Origin of the sequence: Qiania dongpingensis (genome assembly GCF_014337195.1) — a bacterium.
GTDB lineage: Bacteria > Bacillota > Clostridia > Lachnospirales > Lachnospiraceae > Lientehia > Lientehia dongpingensis.
On sequence record NZ_CP060634.1, the window covers coordinates 1,723,725 to 1,740,391 of the forward strand.

General features: G+C 51.1%; 11 protein-coding genes and 1 pseudogene. 2 read left to right on the top strand and 10 right to left on the bottom strand.

Going from position 1 to position 16,667, the window contains the following annotated elements; translation table 11 throughout:
• Positions 1 to 178: 178 nt before the first annotated feature.
• The 8 genes from mobQ to H9Q78_RS08060 all read right to left on the bottom strand — a co-directional run bounded on the left by mobQ (position 179) and on the right by H9Q78_RS08060 (position 8,790).
• Complete coding sequence (gene mobQ / locus H9Q78_RS08025; protein ID WP_283245044.1) at positions 179 to 1,651, bottom strand: MobQ family relaxase; 1,473 nt, start codon at positions 1,649 to 1,651, stop codon at positions 179 to 181.
• A gap of 155 nt (positions 1,652 to 1,806) precedes the next feature.
• A complete protein-coding gene (locus H9Q78_RS08030) occupies positions 1,807 to 2,079 on the bottom strand; it encodes a DUF3847 domain-containing protein (protein ID WP_249300816.1) in 273 nt (90 codons plus the stop codon).
• Positions 2,076 to 2,543, bottom strand: a complete 468-nt coding sequence (locus tag H9Q78_RS08035; protein WP_249300817.1) for a sigma factor-like helix-turn-helix DNA-binding protein — start codon at positions 2,541 to 2,543, stop codon at positions 2,076 to 2,078. The genes H9Q78_RS08030 and H9Q78_RS08035 overlap by 4 nt, the downstream gene beginning before the upstream one ends.
• Positions 2,544 to 2,661: 118 nt before the next feature.
• On the bottom strand, positions 2,662 to 3,057 hold the full coding sequence (locus tag H9Q78_RS08040) for an RNA polymerase sigma factor (RefSeq protein ID WP_249300818.1): 396 nt from the start codon (positions 3,055 to 3,057) through the stop codon (positions 2,662 to 2,664).
• A gap of 533 nt (positions 3,058 to 3,590) precedes the next feature.
• Positions 3,591 to 4,247: a CatA-like O-acetyltransferase gene (locus tag H9Q78_RS08045; RefSeq protein ID WP_249300819.1), complete on the bottom strand. Its 657-nt coding sequence runs from the start codon at positions 4,245 to 4,247 to the stop codon at positions 3,591 to 3,593.
• Complete coding sequence (locus H9Q78_RS08050) at positions 4,240 to 4,833, bottom strand: helix-turn-helix domain-containing protein (RefSeq protein ID WP_249300820.1); 594 nt, start codon at positions 4,831 to 4,833, stop codon at positions 4,240 to 4,242. Before H9Q78_RS08050 ends, H9Q78_RS08045 begins: the two co-directional genes overlap by 8 nt.
• Positions 4,834 to 4,917: 84 nt before the next feature.
• Positions 4,918 to 6,801 (bottom strand): recombinase family protein, encoded by a 1,884-nt coding sequence (locus H9Q78_RS08055; RefSeq protein WP_249300822.1) that lies wholly within the window; start codon positions 6,799 to 6,801, stop codon positions 4,918 to 4,920.
• 288 nt (positions 6,802 to 7,089) lie between these two features.
• Positions 7,090 to 8,790 carry a hypothetical protein gene (locus H9Q78_RS08060; protein ID WP_249300825.1) on the bottom strand — a complete coding sequence of 567 codons (1,701 nt, stop codon included), beginning with the start codon at positions 8,788 to 8,790 and terminating at the stop codon, positions 7,090 to 7,092.
• 645 nt (positions 8,791 to 9,435) lie between these two features.
• On the opposite strand from H9Q78_RS08060, the gene H9Q78_RS08065 reads away from it, so the two are divergent.
• Positions 9,436 to 9,735, top strand: a complete 300-nt coding sequence (locus H9Q78_RS08065; RefSeq protein WP_249300827.1) for a hypothetical protein — start codon at positions 9,436 to 9,438, stop codon at positions 9,733 to 9,735.
• 495 nt (positions 9,736 to 10,230) lie between these two features.
• A pseudogene (locus H9Q78_RS08070) lies at positions 10,231 to 11,304 on the top strand (PTS transporter subunit EIIC).
• 4 nt (positions 11,305 to 11,308) lie between these two features.
• Here H9Q78_RS08070 and bioB read toward each other — a convergent pair.
• Together bioB and H9Q78_RS08080 are read right to left on the bottom strand one after the other, a co-directional pair.
• The gene (bioB, locus tag H9Q78_RS08075) at positions 11,309 to 12,277 is read right to left on the bottom strand and encodes a biotin synthase BioB (RefSeq protein WP_249300829.1); all 969 of its coding nucleotides are present in this window, start codon (positions 12,275 to 12,277) and stop codon (positions 11,309 to 11,311) included.
• A gap of 222 nt (positions 12,278 to 12,499) precedes the next feature.
• The gene (locus H9Q78_RS08080; protein ID WP_249300831.1) at positions 12,500 to 16,546 is read right to left on the bottom strand and encodes a lectin like domain-containing protein; all 4,047 of its coding nucleotides are present in this window, start codon (positions 16,544 to 16,546) and stop codon (positions 12,500 to 12,502) included.
• Between the last annotated feature and the right edge of the window lie 121 nt (positions 16,547 to 16,667).

Here is a 16,667-nt window from a genome sequence, read left to right on the forward strand (position 1 = left end):
GCTCCTTTCCGGCAAAACCTCGACGCGGACGGACACACGGATTTTGCGTAGCGTTTCGGTGTCATTTTGGGGGATTTGAGCGCCCGTAGGCCCCTCTAAAAAGCATGGGGGTATGTCGGTAGGGGTAACGCCTATCCGTATCAAAATGCTGTGGTTGGGTATCGTTTCGGGGCTGATTCTATCGGTCATTTTCTCGCTCCTTTCGGGGTGCTTCGGTCTTGGCTAACTGCTCGGCGGCTTTGCGTAGGCCCTCGACGGCCTTGATTTCCTCCCGCATGGCTCGCATTTCTTGATACAGCACGTCCTTTTTGGCGGTGAGGGTGTCGGCCTCGGCCCGCCATTGCTTCGGGGTGACGGCCTCGCCGGTGGCGGTAAGGTCTTTTAACTGTCGGGCTGCGGTGTCAAACAGAGCCAATTCCGGGCCGTGTTGGGCCGCAAATTTCTCTTGCTTGCTGGGCTTCAAACTGTCAAGCTGGCGGCGAATGTGCTTGTATTTCTCGTACTGCGCCCACATTTCCAGCCGTTCCGTGAGGGCGGCAATCCGGCGCTCGGCGCTGACGATTTCGCCGCGCTGGTTGTAGTAGGCGCTGTTCATAGCGGCTATCTTTTCGTGCAGCTCTTGCATGGACGTGATACCGTTCCCTTGCAGAAAATTGAACAGGGCGGCGCTCTCTTGGAGGGCTTTCACCTTGCCGGTGCGGGTCGCCGGTTTGCTCATTTCCTGCCGCGCTTGCCAGAGCTGGGCCATGACGCTTTCCCGGCCTTGGGGCTTGGAGGCTTCTTCTTTCGTCCAGTTGTAAAGTCGGGTCATGCGGGCCTTGATTTCTTTCAAGAGTTTGTTGTCGGCGGCAATCTGCCGATTGATGTTCCCCTTGTCGGTGACAATGCCGCGCCGCTCCATGCGGGTAGCCGCTACTCCCATGTGGACGGTGGGTAGCTGCTCCACGCCTTGCCGTTTGTAGCTGCGGTGGTCTATCCGCTCCGGGCGGTTCGCTTGCTCTAATGCTCGGTTGGCGTACTCGGCCCATGCCGCCCGCCATTGTTCGGCCTTGTCCCTGTCGTTCCAATCGGTGGTGTCGGCGCGGTGGTTCTTCCAGCCGCCTTTGCCGTCCGGGATTCGCTGGCCGCGCTCGTCAAGGTCGTATTCCTTACGGCATTTCGCGCCCCACTCGCCGCCCGGTGTGAGGGGCCGCATGGTGAGCATGATGTGGGCGTGAGGGTTTCCATCGCCCTTGTCGTGAAGCGCAAAGTCGGCGCACATACCGGCTGACACAAAATTGTTCCGGACGTAGGTGCGGACAAGGGCAAGCTGCGCCTCACGGTCAAGCTCGGCGGGCAGGGCGATTTCAAGCTCGCGGGCAAGCTGTGACTTGCCGGATTTCTCGATTGCCTCCACGCTGTTCCAGAGGGTGGAGCGGTCGGAAAAGGTGGGCGGCGCATGGGCGGGCAGTATGATTTCAGAATGGACGATACCGCCCTTGCGGGTGTAGTCGTGGGTATGTCCGTCCCATTCATTGGTTAGTTTCTGACCGCTTCGGTAGGCGGCTGCGGCGACGGCTGAACGGCCCTCGCTGCGCTTGATAATCTTGATGGTGCAATGATAAATGGCTATGGTTGCCACCTCCTTTCGGGCGGGGCTATTAGGCCGCATGAAACGGAATAGCCGCCGCAGCGGGTGTTCCGTGACCTGTGGCTCACTGGGGGTTTGGGGCGAGTAGCGCCCCATCGCGTCCGTAGGACGCAACAAGCCTCGCAGAGCGCACGACACCCGCAAGGGTGTATAAGTGCGCCCTTGTACCAAGGGAGCTATCGCGTACCCTCGGCGTTCGGCGGCTTTGGCGGCAACTCCCGCGCCTCTGGCAAGTGGGAGAGGGCAAGCAGAAACGCCTTGACTTCCTCGCCGGTCATGGGGACAGTGGCAGGAAAGACACTTTCCAGAATGGCCCCGCGCTCGATTAGGCGGTGCGTCCGCTCCTTGCGTTCGGCGTTGGTTTTCTTGTTCAGTAAAATCTTCTGCCGGTTTTCAAGCTGCCGGATTTCCTTTTCCAGCCGGTTTTGTTCCTCGTCTAATGGCCTCAATAATTGTCCTCCCTCGTCCATTTTTGCTTTTTGAAATAGTTTCGTAGCTTCTTCACGGCGGCCCGGACGGATTGGCTGACATGGGACGTGCCTACACCCTCGGCGGCGGCAATCTCCCGGTACTTCATGCCGAGCATATAGCGCATATGGAGGCGGCGGGCCTGCGTCGGCGTGAGAGTGGCAAGGGCCTCCTGCAAATGCTCCAACAATAATTCGTGCGCCGCTTCTTCCTCGGCTTGAACCATGTAGTCCTCCGGCGACGGCTGCGCCCAACCGATAGCGGCGTTTTCGATACCGTCCTCGCAGTCAAGGGAGAAATACGCCTTGTGATACCAAATCTTTTTCTCACGGTTGTTGTTCTCCCGGTGCAGGAGCAAAAGGGCTTCGGCCACCTCGTCCGGCACCTCCACAAGCACGTCCGTCTTGTAGAGGGGATAGTAATACTTGCGTAGATTGATAATCATGGGCTAACCTCCTAAAGTGCGAGAGGGACAAGCAGCGCGATACTGCTTGTCCCTCTCGGTGATGGGGTGTGATACCCCTCACTTGGTTAGCCCGAAAACGGCGTTTCGTAGGGTAGGTTTAGAAAAGTTTTTTAAATTTCTTTCGTACCGCCTCGATACTGTCCTGTACGGCGGCTTTGGAACAGCCGGACAACCGGGCGATTTGCTCAAACGTCAAACCGTCCAGCGCGTAGAGTAGGAACCGCCGCCGCTGCGCCTCGGTGCAGCTCTCCAACACGGAAAACAGCTCGTCCCGCGTTTCCATGCGGCAGACCTGTTCCTCCGGCGTTTCCCGGTAGGGCAAGCGGCCCTCGGTGGCGGCTATGTACTCGTCAAACTCCCGACAATCCCAATGCCGCCGCTTCTCATGGGACAGGTTTTCATTCTTGTGCTTGGCGCTGTCAAGGTATTCGTAGACCTCGACGCTAACCTCCACGGACAGGGCTTGTCCGTTTATTTTGATGGTGACTTCCATCTGCCTTTCCTCCGTTTCGATTGGGTTTGGTGCGAATCGAAACGGGGTAGGCGGGGAGCGGCACCGGGGGCGCTCCCGATGGGCGGGAGGTTCGGGCCAACTTGGCCCGATGATGACCCGCTGGAAAAGAGAGGTTTCCGGCCCTCCTGTGCCGGATTTTCTTAAATTTTTATGTATACGCGCCTTGCTGAAAATAGGGGCGCGATAGCTCGTCAAATATCCCCGGCGTTCGTCTGCAATCGCAGGCGAACCACAACGGAATAGCTCTGGTTTTGTCGCATGAAAAAGGGGCGCAAGTGACTGTTCTTTCACTTGCGCCCCGCTGGACGTTTTCGCTATTCTGTTGTGGCTTGTCCCCCAGTTAGGGGGTAGGGCAAAAGGGGTGTTTACTCATATGCGGCCCTCCTGTGGCCGCATAGAAATAGCGGCCTTGATTTCTCAAAGCCGCCTAAAAAAGCGCGTAAAATCTACTGCTGTACGACGGCTTTTTTTCTTTTGCCGTCGTGCGGCAGATTTACAAAATCAATATAAGTTTATAGCCATTCTCTCGGACAATCCATTGTCCGTTGTAGTTCCTCGAAAAACACTTTTAGGTGGTAGCCGTCTGTCGTAGCATGATGAACGGTAATGGATAGTGGCATGATGATTTTTCCGGTGTTGGTTTCTGTAAAACCTCCGGCCTCAATACTTGGAACATAATAATCTTTTATTCCATGATTATGAAGTGAAAAGCTATTAAACGTAAACCACGGAATACAAGATATGATATAAGCATTTGGCAACGGCAATCCCTTGGAAGAAAGTATTCCATGACTTTGCCCGTGTAGCTTTTTATCGGCAAGATACTGTTTGTGAAATTCTTTGAAATCATCATTGTATTCCGTCCACAACAGGGAAGTCGTCTTATCATCTTCGTGAAATTGTGGATAGGCCGGGGTCAAACAATCCCAATATCCCAAAATGCCGTCTTTCACGGCAATCCGCAACTCTTGTTGCTTTGCGATAGCCCTTGACACTAAATAGAGATATGCAGGGAAAAATTTATATCCATATGCTTTTAACTCTTTTCTAAGAATCGTCACGTCCATATTGACATTAACTGTATAACTGGTTGGGGCCATCTGTGTGTAGTAGTGAAAAGTCTGTGCCATAGGCCATGTTTGTATATCTATTGGCTGGAAATTACACATTGTTTTTTCCCTTTCTTATAAGCCCGTGCTTGCTGCAACAAACATACAATTCTCCCCCGTACATTTTGGGGAAACGGACTTCTGCGGACTGTTCAGGATAGAGCTTTATTAAAAGCACTCTATCGCAAGTGACGTAAGCAACAAAGGTAATATAATGTTGCTTGCTCATTTCGTGCGGTAATGTGATATAGAAATCATTTTCAATTTCTTCCACACAAATTTTATGTTGTAAATCTTCCTGCCCCGCAGTTAAAGGGCTTAATTTCCTGCCGCAACAGGAAATCTCATTTTCTCCTGTGCAGAACAAAACATTCCCACAATCCGGGCATACATAAAACTTAATTTTTTTCATATTCCCTCTATCCATATCATTAGGCTCTAAATCACCTAACAGTATTTTTTCAATATTGACTTCCAAAATAGCAGACAGTTCACGAAGTAATGATACATCGGGACAGCCGATACCACGTTCCCATTTTGATATAGTCCTGTCGCTAATATTCATTTCATTAGCAAGGGCCTTTTGTGTCATACCCTTTTCTTGGCGCAAGGTAAGAATTAACTTACCAACTTTGCTACAATCCATCTTCACCACCTCCAAATTTAATCATATATGCGAATTGAAATAATTGCAACAAACGCTCCGTAGAGTTTCCGGGTAGTTGCAGAATCAAATGGCAGCGCGGGCCGATAGTGTTCCTTTTTGCGGCTCTTGTCTCGGCAAGCTCCCAATAGTAGTATACACGCCTTTTACTATATCTTCGGCGCGTAAGGCTGCTCTTTTTTCCTCCATTTTCTTCCGCTTCTCGGTCTTTGTCCGTTCCTCATATTCCCGCTGCTTGCCATTTGCCTTGCGCCGTAAATAGTTCTGGTGCAGCTTGTCCTTGCGTTCCTCTTTCTGGCGCAGGGCCTCCTGTTCCTCCGGGGTTAGGTTGACCTCTCCGAAGTGGGGCGGGATATAGCGGCCCACAAAGTTGAAGTATATTTCCACTTCCTGCGTGGTTTCAATGCTGCCCTTGCGGTCGCGCTCATGCACAAGGATTTTCTCGACAAACTCATTGAGCATGGCCGTTGTCATGGTGTCAAAACTCACATATTTGTCAACAAGGGCAATAAACTTCTCCGCTGACTTCCGGCTTTCCTCATAGCCGCTGATGGCCTTTTCCAGCCCGTCAATCTCGCCGGTAAGCTCGTCCTGCTCCTTGGCATACTGCGCGTCAAGGGCCGCATATCTCGCGTCTGGTAGCTTGCCGAGGGCGTTGTCCTCATAGATTTTACAAATCAGCTTTTCAAGCTCCCCGGCCCGCTTCTGTGCCGCCGCCAGCCGTTTCTTTTTCTTGGTAACGTCGGCGGTTTGTTGGGTGGTCTGCGCCTCCTGTACGGTCTTGATAAACTCGGCCCGGTCGGTCTTGGCGTACTCCGCGATAGCTTTAAGCATATCGGAAATGAGGGTTGTCACCACTTCGGCGTTGATACGGTGCTGTGTGGTGCAGAGCGTCCCGCAGGGGACTTTCCCGTATTGGCCGCAAGTATATTGTGGGATACGATTGCCGTTGTAGGTGCGATGGACGTACATCTTGCCGCCGCAATCGGCGCAGTACATGAGGCCGGTCAAGGGGTGAATCTCGCCCCAGCCGTCCGGGTAGCGGCGAACATTGGCGCGGATTCGTTGCACGTTGTCAAAGGTTTCTTGGTCGATAATGGCCTCGTGGGTGTCCTCAAAGATTGTCCATTCGCTTTCATCGACGTAATGGCTTTTCTTGTCCTTGAAGTGCTTGCGGGTCTTGAAATTCACTGTATGGCCTAAGTATTCATGCTTTCTTAGGATTTGGACGATAGAGGACGAACACCACTGACAGGGGCCTTTGAACGTCTTGTTTTTGTTCACGCCCTCGCCGTATCGCGCCATATGAACGGCGGGGATTTCGATTTCTTGCTGTGTGAGCAGTTCGGAGATTTGATAGGGGCCAAAGCCCTCCATTGTCAGCCGGAAGATTTGCCGAACCACGTCGGCGGCTTCCTCGTCGATTACCCATTGCTCCCGCTTTTCATCGGCCCATAGATAGCCGTAAGGGACTTGCCCTGTCATGTGCTTTCCGGCCATGCCCTTTGCCTTGAAAACGGACTTGATTTTCCGGCTGGTATCTCTCGCGTAAAACTCGTTCATGATGTTGCGGAACGGGGTAAAATCGTCGTCGCCCTTGTCGCTGTCCACGCCGTCGTTGATGGCGATTAGCCGGACACCCTTTTGCCGTAGAATCTCCATAATCTGGCCGACTTTGAGATAATCGCGCCCTATCCGGCTCATGTCCTTAACGACAATAGCCTCCACGCGCCCCGCCTCGACTTCCTCCATCATGGCGGTAAAACCGGGCCTATCAAAGCGGGTTCCAGAAATACCGTCGTCAGTGAAGTGGGTCGGGTTGGGTAGGCCGTTCCGCTTGGCGTATTCCTCTAACATCTGCTTCTGGTGGATAATGCTGTTGCTGTCCCCGGAAAGTTCGTCGTCGCGGCTCAAACGCTCGTACAGCGGTGTTATTTTGGTGTTTCTCATGCTTGTGCCCTCCTTGTATGAAAAATGCTCTAAGTGCTTCACTAACCATGAGAAAAACCATGATTAAGAAGTCACTTAGAGCATATAACACCAAGGGCACCCCTTAATACATGTCCTACGGGCGAGCGCACTCCGTGCGTCAAGGTATACATTTAAGAAATGGAAGCCATCCGGAAGGGTGGGTCAGGCAATGGAACGGATTCAACCGCGGAGAGCGAAAAAGCTGCTGCACCAATAATTTGGTACAGCAGCTTTTAAATTCACTTTATAAGTCAAATATTCATTCCATTAATCCAGATAAAGCGGCGGCTCATAATCTCGTCCCAACATCGCGCGCTTTCTGATCTGGAAATTAGTAAACGCATGCTCTGCCTGCTCTATCCACATATGTTCATCCTTATCATACACAAGGAGCATATCCGGTTTGGTCGGGTGATGTTTTACCGTGTTCGTCTCATATTCTTTTCCAGTGGCTGGATTGATATCGGGAACTCTCGGCTTCGAGGCCCCCTCCGGCACAGCGTTCTCCGCCCCGGCCGATTTAGCTTCCCTTGCCGCTTTCCTGGCCCGCCTTTCTTCCGCCGACATGAGTATCGGCCTCTCCAGCCTCCGCTTCACGGCGGCATCCCAGGACGCGATCTTTTCTTCCAGATCTGGTTCTTCCGGCTGGCCGCCGTAATCTTGTACCGTCTCCTCTCTGTCATCAATGGACGGTTCCGGTATCTCCTCCAAGGGAATCTCAAAGTACATGCTGTTCTCTCCGTCTCCATTGTCCGAAACAGATTCTTCTGATTCCGGCGCTCTCGGTATAACATACGGCGCAGAGACATAAGAAACATCGGTTCCAGGCGCACCTGCCAGCGGCCCATATGCCGTTCCCTCCGTCAGCAGTTCCTCCTGTGCCGCACTATCTCGCTGATCTTCTGCCTCAGGCTCCTGCTCTCTTTTCAGGGTATAAGGACCGGTTACTGCCGATATATCGCCGCCATCCAATTCTTCCATCTCAATGAATTCCAGCCCGTCCAGATCGTCCTCTGTTTCCACAAACTCCGGTTCATCCTCTTCATAGGCTGATGCTTCTGGCTGCTGATGCCCCTCCCCTGACTCTCCCGGCACGATCAGCCGGGGCCACTTTGCGGGCCTTTTCTGCGCCCATGCAAGAGCATCTTCCTCATCCATGTCATTTTCCTGGACAACCGGCTCTTCCGGAATCTCCTTTCCTTCGGCGGCTGTTCCATCCGTCTGCATCTCCGGCTCCGGTGATACGTCGGAAACCGCGGATGTGTCTATCTCTTCCGGAACGTTCCTTACCTGTTCCGTCTGTTCATTTTCCTCCTTATCCAGGGAAGTTTGTTCCTCGAGCTCCTTTTGTTTTCTGCTCCAATGAGAATTGGCCTGCTCCTGCCATTCCTGATTTACCCTGGTGGTCTCTCCATCTTTTAATGGATAAAGCTCTTTTTGAATGGACTCCATCAATGCCATTTCAATCTCTCTGAGTACATCCGGATCAACTGCCCCTTCCTCCGCATTCTCTCCCACGGCAGATACGCTTTCTGCTCCGGCGGACTCATCGCCATCTCCTGCTTTCAAAAGAGCGGGCATTTCAGGAAATGCCTCCTCGCTGACTCCCTCAGCGATTTCCCCCTGCTCGTCCCTCTGAACCGTTTTCTCATGTGACAGCGCCTCCCCTGCTCCGGCCCTTCCTTCTTGAAACATGTCCCGGGCGTTTGCTGGCTGCATCATGGACTGCAGCGAAGCAACTGTTGCCTCCATCGGATCTATCACGGAAATCTGAATTACGCATCCCAGAGCCTGAGCGATTTCTCTCATATCCTGCTCTTGGAAATTGTCCCGGTTCAGTTTCTGTGTCAGGTTCTGTCTGGACATGGGCCGGCCGGTCTGTTCTTCAATCGTCTCCGCCAGTTGCCGGATAGTCATATTTTTTCTTTTCAGTATGATCTTAATCTGTTCACCAAAGGTTAATTCCATATCCATCTCCTGGTAATCTTACTAATAACGTATGCTGTATAGCCTGATTTATAACACATTCCACATGGTTTGTAAACTTAAAAATTTCTTAACACAGTTTTTATTCTGACTGTCCAGAAGAGTCAAAACTATATAATTAATTTTATACTGTTGTTGATGAGCACAAGGGAATATAATGTTAAAATATGTAAGGGAATGATAGAATGTCTAAGCTACTTACAACATCAGATTATAATTTTGAAAGTTATACCTTTCAATATCTTTCAAACAAACTTTCTTAATCTGGTTTATAAGACAAGAGGAAATCCGATTCCATCTAGGCGGCTCGCTGGCAGCCATAACCAGGATCTTTGCGGCCTCCAGTCGGTCCTTTCCAACTGACATGGATAAATCAATATTTTTCCATGTCAGATTTCAATAAAAACCTGTATGAGATTCAGTTTTTACCTCCCTGCGGCCGGGAGGATCCTGCTAACGCCCTGCGGCGCTCACCTTACGATGGAATCGGATCCTTCCTCTCGCTCTTTCTTCCGCAACGAAATAAGCGCTCATTTGTTTTGAAAATCATTGAGACGGTCCACCGCAGTCCGCTGCCATTAGGCGCGCGGGCGTGTGGATATCCAATCTTTTTCTGGAATCTAAGAAATGAAATTCATCCAACGTGATGCGGCAGGCAGAGCACCGGCAGAAAGATTCTGGGCCGGCCTAAAGGTGAGCGCTGCAGGGCAGCGGCCGGTGTTCCCCAGGCGGAGGGAGGCAGAAACGGAAATACCTATTCCATTTCTGAGCGAACCGGAGATGGGAAATCATAAAGATTTCCCGTCGACATGTGAGCGGTACTCCCGGAGTGGGGATAAGGCGGTCCCTGCATCGCCAGCGAGCCGAAATCGTGACGGTCCGGAACTTCTGCCGGTGACTAACTGGAGCTTAATCGGAACTAATTAAAAATGATTCCAAAAAGTATTTGGTATCATACCTTGCCGCACGGAGTGCGCTCGCCCGTAGGGCATGTATTAAGGGGTGCCCTTGGGTATACCTTGCCGCACGGAGTGCGCCTGCCCGGAGGGCATGAATTAAGGGGTGCCCTTGGGTATGGCTTCGAAAACAAATCCTTCTGCCATTCAACAAGCGCAGAATTAGCTCCAATTAAATATAAATCAACTGATAAAGATTATTCTTCCCCCTTTCCAATACCATATTTCAAATATTAAAATGATTTTTAAAGAACCTCTTCTTATCCTCTTTCTTTTTCCCCCTTATGGACTTATAATAATAGCGGCCCGCAGGCCAAGCCTGCCGCGCCGCTTTTTACATTTTATACATTATGACTATTCTCATACATTAGGGGGCAACATCATGGAACAGCAAGACCAGGCAGCAATGAAGAAAAGCGAAGGCAGTGGAAAAACGGATACCAGAAGCGCCGTAAAGAAAACCAGGATGGACCGGATTGTGGACACGATCTCTGGCATTTTTGTCCCCACGCTTCCGGTCATCACAGCGGCCGGTATCCTGAAAGCGCTGATGCTGCTGCTTTCTGCTTTAAACCTTTTAAACGCGGAGAGCAATACTTATTATATCTTGTCCTTTGTATCCAGCGCCGGATTTTATTTTCTCCCTCTGCTCTTAGCTCACTCCACGGCTAAGCGTTTCGGCGGCGATCCGTATCTGGCGCTGTTCCTGACCGCAATCCTTCTGCATCCGGATTTTATCTCCGTTTTTAAAGAAGGCGGTTCTCTGACCTTTCTTTCACTCCCCATTACAATGATGTCCTACAGCTCGACTGTGGTCCCCGCTATTGTAATCGGATAGTCCGTGGCTTCTGTGGAAAAGCTTTTACGCAGATGGGTTCCCGGCATCATTGCCTTTTTTGCTGTGCCGCTGCTGACCACACTCCTCATGGCTCCGCTCATCCTGATCGTGCTGGGTCCTGCCGGAATGTTCATCGGGGATGGCCTGAGCAACGGCCTGAACTTCATCCATGAAAAAATTGGCTGGCCGGCAGTAGCTCTGCTGGCGGCCATGACGCCGTTCCTGGTCACGGCGGGCTTTGGACTCTGTTTCCTTCCGCTGGCCCTCTCCTCCATTACGGCGACAGGCTTTGACCCGTTCAGCCGTCCGGCCTTCCTCGCAGCCAATGTCGCCATGGCTTCTGCAGCCCTCGCTGTATTTGTAAAATCAAAGGTCCGTGAAAATAAGAGTCTTTCCCTTCAGACTTCGATCGTCGCTTATATGGGGATAACAGAACCGTCTATTTACGGGGTCCTTCTCCCCTTGAAGCGGCCGTACATAGCAAGCATCATAGGAGCTGCCGCCGGAGGCGCTTTCGCAGGCATCACCGACGTGAAATCTGTAGCCTATGCGTCTCCCTGCCTGATCACCCTGCCCATATTCTTGAGCGGCACCTTTATGTACGCGCTTTTGACCGTCGCAGTGACCTTTGCGACCACCTTTGTACTCACCTGGCTCATCGGATTTGATGATAAGCCTCTCCACAGCAGCATATCCATTTAGGGGATCATCTGTTCCACAGGCGGGGCACATATCCCAGCTCTCTTATCATCTGCAGGTCCTGGCTGATTGTGATCCCCACTGTAGTCAGCATGTCCCCCGATATCGCCGCGTTGGCTCCGGACTGGAAGCAGCTTCTTCCCTTATCCTCCAAAAGTCCCCTGCCTCCCGCCAGCCGGATTGACGCGTCCGGCGCCAAAAAACGGAATATTGCTGTGATTTTTCTCACTTCCTCTTCTGTCAGTCTCTGATTTTGTTCATAAGGCGTACCCGGTATGGGATTCAGTATATTCAGAGGTATGGAGTGCACCCCCAATTTTCTGATCGTCAGCACCATATCTATCCTGTCCTCCATTGACTCCCCCAAACCCATTATGCCCCCGCTGCACACACTCAGTCCCGCCGCCTGAGCCGCCCGGATGGCGTCGATCTTGTCATCATATGTATGGGTCGTACAGACCTCCGGAAAATAAGCCCTGGAGCTCTCTAAATTATTGTGCACCCTTTCTGCCCCCGCTTCTTTGAGCTTCCGGTACTGGCTTTCATTTAAAAGCCCGAAGGAAACGCAGACCGATAATCCTGTCCTTCTCTTTATCTCTCTTATGCTCTCACACATTCTGTCCACTTCTTTATCAGACAAGCATCTCCCTGAAGTCACAATGGAATACCGCAGAACTCCTTTTTGTGCATTGTATTCCGCCTGGGACGCAATCTCCTCTGTGCTCAGAAGAGAATATTCATCCGCCCACGTATGATAAAAAGCGGACTGGGCACAGTATTTACAGTCCTCCGTGCACCTCCCGCTTTTTCCGTTTATTATGGCACAGATATCAAAACTGTTCCCGCAGAAAAAGTTCCTGATCTCATCCGCCGCTTCACAAAGCTCTTCCAACTCCTGTTCCGCAAGCCAAATTGCCTCCGCTTTGCCTATCCATTCCTTCCTTAAAACCCGATTTTTAATCGTCTGTATATCCATTTTTCATATTCCTTTCATTACATCTGAATACTCTCCTTCCTAATACTAAAGTTCAGCGAGCAAATTGTCAACCAATTATTTTTTTAGTTTACCAAGGTGTCATGTGCATCCTGACCAGAGGTTTTTTTATTTCACAGTCCGCACTTTCCTATGAAATAAAGAAGCTGTGCAGTTAAGCATTCCTCCTGCACAGCTTCTCTTCTCCATATTTGTATTATGGTTTTATTGTTTCTTTCGTTTCCTGACCATGACGACAGCCAGTACAAGCAGAATCACCGCCGCCGCTATAACAGAAATTACCAGCCCGGTCACCGGGGCCGAATCTCCTGTCTTAACATTATTTACAGTGGGGTTTACCGGCTTCGGTTTGCTGTGGTTATCCGCAGAAGGTATATCCGTCTTTCCAGACGGCCTGGTATTTTCTTCCGCTGAAGGCGTATCCGTTTCTTCCGGCGTATCTGCATCCTTTGCAAAAACCAATGCAAACGGCGACAAAGAATATACCTTTACCTGGACCTTGCCTTCCACTACCGTCAGGTCTTTATACATGTCGATCGTATCTGTATCTGATACAATATCTTCGTTATTTCGGTTTCCTGCCTTCACATAATGTAAGACAGCGATCTGTTCCCCATTATACTCCGTGCCCACTGGGATGGTCACTGTCAAGGCTCCCTTTATTTCAGTTTCCGCGCCATCCTCATTTACCAGAGTAACATCAAAGGCCGGTCCCAGAAGCTGGCCGCTCTCCAGTTTTTCCTGGAACGCTTTCCGCACAGCCTCATCCTTAAGATCCATAATCTTTATAATTTCCGTACCCTTGAGATTGCCGGATGCTTCAAAATTCATGGCAGCGGAATCCGGTATAGCGGAGCTGTTCTCCACTTTCTTTACAGTTCCTTCCTCAATAGTGAGTCTTCCGTTGAGCAATCTGCCCTTCTCATAATTCCCATCTGCAATGACCGCCGTCTTTACCCTTAAGGTATAGGTCCCGGCCAGATTGCCGTTTGACATATCAAGCGGTCCAACTTCCGCGGTTACGCCCAGCGCGCTCTGCTCCACTCCTTCCGGGAGGTTATATACTTCAATTTCGTATGACGGCGGAAGCTCTTCTCCATATTTTATTGTTACGTTCTTTGCTTTGATATCAACTGCCCGTTTCTTAACGGACAGCAATCCACTGATTACACTGACATTATAATTTGCGGAGCTGGATGTCCCGGTAACAGCTACGCTGCTTCCGGCCGCGGTAAACCTGTCTGCCGGGCAATGAAACGCTACTGCAAGATCGGCCGCGGTGTCGTCGCCCACCAAGGCTCCATCTGGTATCTCCAGCGAAAACGCCGGATTTTTATCACCATAAACCTTAGCCGTATCCTTAATATTCACAGACACTTGCTTTTTCAAAACTGACGCTACCTTCAGACTGCCCTCCGCGGTATTATAATTTTCAATTTCCGCCGGTCCAGGTGTAAATATAATATCATATTCTGTCACATTGCCGTCTTTCACTTCAGGACGGAGGCTGCCCTGCCTCCAGTCGATCGTCCCGTCTATCTCCATACCGTCTAATTCGAATGTTTCATTAATAAGGGAATCCCCCAACGTCTGGCCATAAATAATCTGAGAACCACTGCCTCCGCCGCTTTGTACCGGGTCCGCTTTGTTTACAGTCAGGGAGATATCCGCTTTATATGTATAATATGGACTTCCGGCTTCCGGTGTAAAGGTCGCTTTATAAGCCCCTGTCTTCACATTTGGAACGATTCCGTTATCGTCCCAGCTCCAGGTCCCTCCGCCCACATTGGGCAGCGCCACATCAGCTAACGTCTTCACGGGGCTGTAGGTGACGGCCTCCAGTTCCGGCACCGGCGGTTTCTCTTTCACCTGAGACACCACGTAATACCCCATCCTGCCGACATCTGCACGAAGGACTCCTGTACCCATGCCGTCATTCGCCGTCTCGGAAAGGGTGCCGGTGCTTTCATCAAAATAATACAGTACCGTCTTGTCAGAACGTGGATATCCATCATCCACCAAAATTCCAAGGTCCACGGTCTCCCCGGCTTTGAGTCCCGGCGTCAGCTGCAGCTCATACACATAAAAGGCGTCTGCTCCTCCAACAGGTCCCAGGGCTGTCCTGACCGCATCATATACGGCGCCGGAGCCGATTCTGATTGCTCCCAGGGCCGCGTTGGCCGGCAGATAACTATTCTCGTCCGTTACTGTGACCCGGTCACTGTCAGCCGTCAGCTCCAGCGGATCAACAGTAAAGCTGAATTCGTATTCTTTTGTGTTGGTTCCGGCCGGAGCGGACTTGGTGGTCATGACCACCGAGGTTTCACCGCTGTTCTTAACAAGGTCTGCTCGCACGATCCGGCCGCCCAGCGTATATTCAATGCCATTTACCTTCGCTGACATCTGTGCCGTCACGTCCGCTCCGTCAGAAAGCGCAGGATTGGTAATCTTAATATAAGAAGTCCCCGCCGGAAGATCTACAATCATTCCCGTTCCACTTACCGTAATCGTATCCGCTTTTATACTCAGATCCGTATTGTCAAAGGCCTCATAATCAAAGGTCAAAAGATCCGGCGCCGCTGATTCAGGCGCCGCATCATTGGTAAATGCCTTGATCATGGCGTTCCCGAAGGTTATTCCAGTCTGTGACTGTTCTGTTATATCCATAAAGTCGCTGCCAGAAACAAAAAAGCTCTCTCCCTCATTGCACACAGCCGTCTGATTCAGTGAATCCGCGCCTATTTCCACAGGAGTGTACCATTTTCCGTCACTGCCCTTAATCATTTCTACCACAGAAAACTTTTCACCTGTTCCAATAGAGGCCGGAGCGTCCAGCTTTATGGTATGATACCCGCTGTATGCAATCGTTTCCGTCTTTTCCGCTATCAGTTCAGCGCCGGAGGGCACTGGTCCGTCCATACCTGCCGGGACCTTATAAATCTTTACGGAAACCACAGAGCCCGGCACCAGCGTGACCGCAGACACCGCCTGGATCTCCTCGCTGCCCTTAGCGGTAAATACATTGGCGATTCCCATCTCCTCGTCACGGGGCTGGAACTGCATAGCACTCGCAAGGCCCAGATAATCATATTGATAATTATTGTCGTAATTATCCGTTCCCTCTCCATGATAACTTGTGACCTGATCAATGGTCCTGTCGTAGTAAGAAAGCCAGAAATATCCGTTAAGTCCCCAGCCGCTGCCCCAACTGTTCTTCACAAGCCAGGCGCCGTTTCCTTCCGGCTGTCTGTCCGCTTTAAAGTTCGTACTTGCATAGTTGTCGTCCCATCCCACAATGCTGACGCTATGGTTTTGGAGCGTAGAGGAGTTCAGTACATCAACATACTGACAATAATTCGTATAATTGAAATACTCTCCGTTCTGATCACCGCCAGGAGTTGACTGGTCCGCGTAATAGGCAATGGCCACCGCTCCGGAATTCATCAGGGCCGTCTTTATATCTGCTGCAGCGGCTGAGTTGTAGGTGTAAACAGCATCGGCTGCCGGAAGTCCGCTATTATCATATTTATCAAAGGCCGCGGGACTTCCCAGAAAATCCGCGTTTTGAAGATGTATGGCAGAGAGGTTTCTTTTGTCTGCCGCCACCTTCCATGTGCCCGTGTCACTGATATTTCCCTCTTCATTCTGGTATGGAATATCTTCTTCTCTCGCCGCTCCCTGCCAGGTTGCTAAAAGAGAAACTGCCTGAGGCATGTTGCCGCCTCTGTCCAGGCGTCCTGACTCTGAATAGGCAATTCCCTCTCCCTCCTGATCAGAATCCGCCGCGCTGACCTTAATACTGTCCATGGTCTGAGTTTCATAGGCAAACCATGCAAGCTGGCGCTCGGAATAGTCAGGGGATAACGCTTCCGAACTGCCTGAACTCCCATTAAGCTGACCGCTCTCCAATGAAGACAGAGCCCCAAAGGCCCAGCAGGACCCCCAAGGATTCTGGTCCTTAACAGTCGTGGCTTTGCCTAGCTCGCTCAGATTATATGAAACAGGCAGGGCACTTCTCCCGCGTATCTGCCTGCTTCCCACACTTCTATAAGATCCATGAAAAACGGTAGGAGTGATTCCTCCGGAAGCATTGCCTTGATCCACATCCAGCAGCTCTGCCGGACCTACAAGGGCTTTTCCCCCGGAACTCTCTCCCGGCGCCGCTGATACGCTCATAACAGGTCCCGATACAACGAGGGCGGCCGCCATCCCAAGAGCGGCGATCCGTTTCATCAACTCTTTCCTTTTCATAGCTCTCTCCTTTAATCCCCTACCGCTTCCAAAATGCTGTTCCTTTTCAATCATTATATCGGAATTGCGGGTAATATGCAAATTTCCCCTTTTCGTAAGCCAAAATCATTTTTAGATAAAG

Bases quoted from the DNA above. Each gene is read 5' to 3' on its own strand.
- H9Q78_RS08035 (WP_249300817.1), bottom strand. From the start codon at position 2,543: ATGATTATCAATCTACGCAAGTATTACTATCCCCTCTACAAGACGGAC.
- H9Q78_RS08040 (WP_249300818.1), bottom strand. From the start codon at position 3,057: ATGGAAGTCACCATCAAAATAAACGGACAAGCCCTGTCCGTGGAGGTT.
- bioB (WP_249300829.1), bottom strand. From the start codon at position 12,277: ATGGATATACAGACGATTAAAAATCGGGTTTTAAGGAAGGAATGGATA.
- mobQ (WP_283245044.1), bottom strand. From the start codon at position 1,651: ATGCGGCCTAATAGCCCCGCCCGAAAGGAGGTGGCAACCATAGCCATT.
- H9Q78_RS08065 (WP_249300827.1), top strand. From the start codon at position 9,436: ATGAAATTCATCCAACGTGATGCGGCAGGCAGAGCACCGGCAGAAAGA.
- H9Q78_RS08080 (WP_249300831.1), bottom strand. From the start codon at position 16,546: ATGAAAAGGAAAGAGTTGATGAAACGGATCGCCGCTCTTGGGATGGCG.
- H9Q78_RS08060 (WP_249300825.1), bottom strand. From the start codon at position 8,790: ATGGAATTAACCTTTGGTGAACAGATTAAGATCATACTGAAAAGAAAA.
- H9Q78_RS08045 (WP_249300819.1), bottom strand. From the start codon at position 4,247: ATGTGTAATTTCCAGCCAATAGATATACAAACATGGCCTATGGCACAG.
- H9Q78_RS08055 (WP_249300822.1), bottom strand. From the start codon at position 6,801: ATGAGAAACACCAAAATAACACCGCTGTACGAGCGTTTGAGCCGCGAC.
- H9Q78_RS08050 (WP_249300820.1), bottom strand. From the start codon at position 4,833: ATGGATTGTAGCAAAGTTGGTAAGTTAATTCTTACCTTGCGCCAAGAA.